4 protein-coding genes are annotated in these 2771 nt (G+C 64.2%); all 4 read left to right on the top strand.

Annotation, left to right across the window (positions count from 1 at the left end):
* Positions 1-85: 85 nt before the first annotated feature.
* Positions 86-790 carry a hypothetical protein gene (locus AC04L7_RS16045; protein ID WP_475513402.1) on the top strand — a complete coding sequence of 235 codons (705 nt, stop codon included), beginning with the start codon at positions 86-88 and terminating at the stop codon, positions 788-790.
* Positions 787-1332: a hypothetical protein gene (locus tag AC04L7_RS16040; protein WP_436001366.1), complete on the top strand. Its 546-nt coding sequence runs from the start codon at positions 787-789 to the stop codon at positions 1330-1332. The genes AC04L7_RS16045 and AC04L7_RS16040 overlap by 4 nt, the downstream gene beginning before the upstream one ends.
* Positions 1329-2111 (top strand): toxin co-regulated pilus biosynthesis Q family protein, encoded by a 783-nt coding sequence (locus tag AC04L7_RS16035; protein ID WP_475513401.1) that lies wholly within the window; start codon positions 1329-1331, stop codon positions 2109-2111. The genes AC04L7_RS16040 and AC04L7_RS16035 overlap by 4 nt, the downstream gene beginning before the upstream one ends.
* A 4-nt stretch (positions 2112-2115) precedes the next feature.
* Positions 2116-2771: hypothetical protein (locus AC04L7_RS16030; RefSeq protein ID WP_475513400.1), on the top strand; the 656-nt coding region annotated here is incomplete at its 3' end.

Below are 2771 nucleotides of genomic sequence, written 5' to 3'. Positions count from 1 at the left end.
AATCACCTCGCCGGCGCGTCGGGTCCGCGTCCACGCAGCTGCGGCCCGCAGTCTTGGCGCTCGGGCAGGTGAATCGGTTCATCTGATGGCATCCCTGCCCATGAAGGACTACTTCACCGACGCCAACGCGGCGAGCACGTTGGTCGACCAGGTGCAGCGTTCGTTCGAGAAGCCGACCACGTCGGCAGACGACACGACGCTTCTGCCTTCGCTGAAGGTTCGTGTACTACCCCGAACCGTTGCGGCTTTCATGGACTGGGCGTTCAGTCCCACCGGCCAGCTGCTTGATCCACCGCAGGACGTGAGCTCTGTGGTCGTGGTCGACATCGCACACCGGGGCACCACGCTCGCTGCCTTCGACGCCGCCACGCAGGAGATGGTGCCGGGCAGCCGCATCGAGCTGCCTCACGGCTGGAGCGAGGCGTTGATGGCGCTTGGCCAGTCATTGCTGCAGAAGCATGCACTCGATGACCTGCCGGTACGCGGGGCGATCAACGCGCTGCTGAAAGGTCAGTACCACCGTCGAGGATCGGTGTGGTCATGCGTGGGATCACTGGAAGCGGCATTCGCCGCCCTGGCACGCAGCTCTGGCGAAGCCATCGAGCAGATGATCCAGGCGCACGTACTGCAGAAGCCGATGCTGTTGGTGTGCGGCCCCGGCGCCACGCCGCTCGGGCAGCTGCTGCGGAGCAGCTGGGGTGATGCGGTAACCGTGCCGCAAGAGCCCGAGCACAGCAATGCGCGGGGCATGCACAAGTTCGGGCTGTTGGCCATGGCGGGTGATCTATGACAGATGACCACGCGGTGGCAGCCGAGGACGTGCAGGCGAGGCCGGTGCAGACCTTTGCAGAGCGCAATCGCGCCAAGGTCGCGCGTCGGTTGCAGTTCACGATGAATTCCAATGGCCCGGATGAGAGCCGCTTCCTGCATGCCTACGACGAAGTGATGGGCCTGGCAGGCAGTCGCGTTGCAGGAGAGTACCTGAGGCGGTGTCTGCTGGTCGGATCGGCCGTCATGACCGGCGCTGATCCGGAGATCAAAGCGCTGCTGCAACAGCTGGGCGCGGACGGAGGGGGCAACATCGATCCTCAGGATCGCCCAGTCGCTGCACAGCCCGTGCCGGCGACGGATGCAGAAGAGACCATCGCCGACAATACACAAACAAACGGAAGTGAAGTATTATCCGCTAACGAAAGTTTAGACGAATCCAGTTCAGCGATCGTCGAGGCGGACGGCACAAACACGGCAGGAGACGCAAAGGCCCAGGGTCAGAGGGTAATGAGCGGACTTCTCGGGGTACGGGGCACAGCGACAGGGCCAATGGCGCAATGATCAATCGCATTCTCAAGTTCAGTMTGACGGCGCTTATCGCCGCGGCGCCCATGGCGGCACACGCGGGCTTCCGTGTCGTGGAGGAAGCCAAGAAGCCGGCCGGCCAGGTTGGCGCCCAGGCCACCAACACGCCGACCGATGACTTCGGATTCCAGCGCGGCCGTCCGGCGGTACGCGAATACGGCGCCAGCCCGGGACGGGAGCTGCGCCATGGCTTCGGCAAGGACCTGCCGCTCTCGCTGGTCTTCCAGCAGGTAGCCCCGCAAGGGTGGTCGGTGGACGTTGCCGAGGGTGCTCAGGCTTCGCGCCTGATTTCCTGGCAGGGCGGCAAGCCCTGGACCGATGTGCTTGTCGAAGTGGCCACCGATGCCCGCGTGTACGCGGATGTGGACTGGGAGCGCCGGAAGGTGAGCGTCACCGCCCCGGCTGCGGCTCCCAAAGCCACTTTGGCGACAGTGACCGTCACGCCGGCTACGGCCAGCGTTCCGGGCGTTGCTACTGCACAGGCCACGGTGGTTGCTGYACCGGCAGCGCCGGTCAAGAAGTGGGTCGCCCGCGGCGGCCGATCGCTGCGTTCGGTGGTCGAGGAATGGGCCGCGACCGAGCAGTGGACCGTGGTGTGGGATGCCGGCGTCGACTACGAGATCCCGGCCCTGATGAGTTTCGATGGCGATCTGACCAACGCCATCACGAAGGTGTTCCAGGTCTACGCAAATTCCAAGCGGCCTGCCAAGGCAGTGCTGTACGTCCGCCAGCAAGTCATTCACGTCACGGAGTAAGTCCATGCGTTCCATCTTCTTCGTCGGCCTGATGGCCACATTGCTGGCTGGCTGCCAGACCACACAGAACATCAAGGATTCGGATCAGCTCGTCCGGCGTGATCTGGAAGCGGCAAGTGCCACGCTGAACCATGTGCGGCAGGGCACCGCGAACGTCGACAACGGCGCCGTCGTGCGTGTCGTCGAGGACGGCTATTTCGGCGTGGGTGCGCCGAAGGTCCTCAACCGCGACCGCACCTTGCCGATGACATGCAACATCGTCTTCAACCCGACCGTCCCGCTGGACGTACTGGGCTTCGCCCAGGTGCTTTCGCGCAATCCGGATTGCAAGCTGCAGGTGCGCGTTACCCAGGATGCCCTGGTCGCGCTGAAGGACGGATACAACATCAATCCGCCGCAGGCCCAAGCGGCTGCGCAGCCTGCGACCGGTGGGATTCCCGCACTGCCCGCACTGCCGGGCCTGCCGTCCGCCGGTGGTTCGATGCGTGCGGCATCGTTCGGCAATGCGTCGCCGACGATGATCCAGGAACAGTTCAAGGGTGACGTCACCTCGTTGCTGGATATCGTCACATCCAAGCTGGGCCTTTCGTGGCGCTATAGGGAGGGGGTCGTTTCGATCTTCTTCGTTGAAACGCGCTTCATGCAGGCCTACTCCATCCC

Source organism: Pseudoxanthomonas sp. LjRoot204_2 (genome assembly GCF_056175765.1).
This window is presented reverse-complemented; position numbering and strand designations above follow the sequence as displayed.

What these genes read in the sequence shown, in the direction of transcription:
- AC04L7_RS16045 (WP_475513402.1), top strand. Translation starts at nt 86, where the DNA reads ATGGCATCCCTGCCCATGAAGGACTACTTCACCGACGCCAACGCGGCG.
- AC04L7_RS16040 (WP_436001366.1), top strand. Translation starts at nt 787, where the DNA reads ATGACAGATGACCACGCGGTGGCAGCCGAGGACGTGCAGGCGAGGCCG.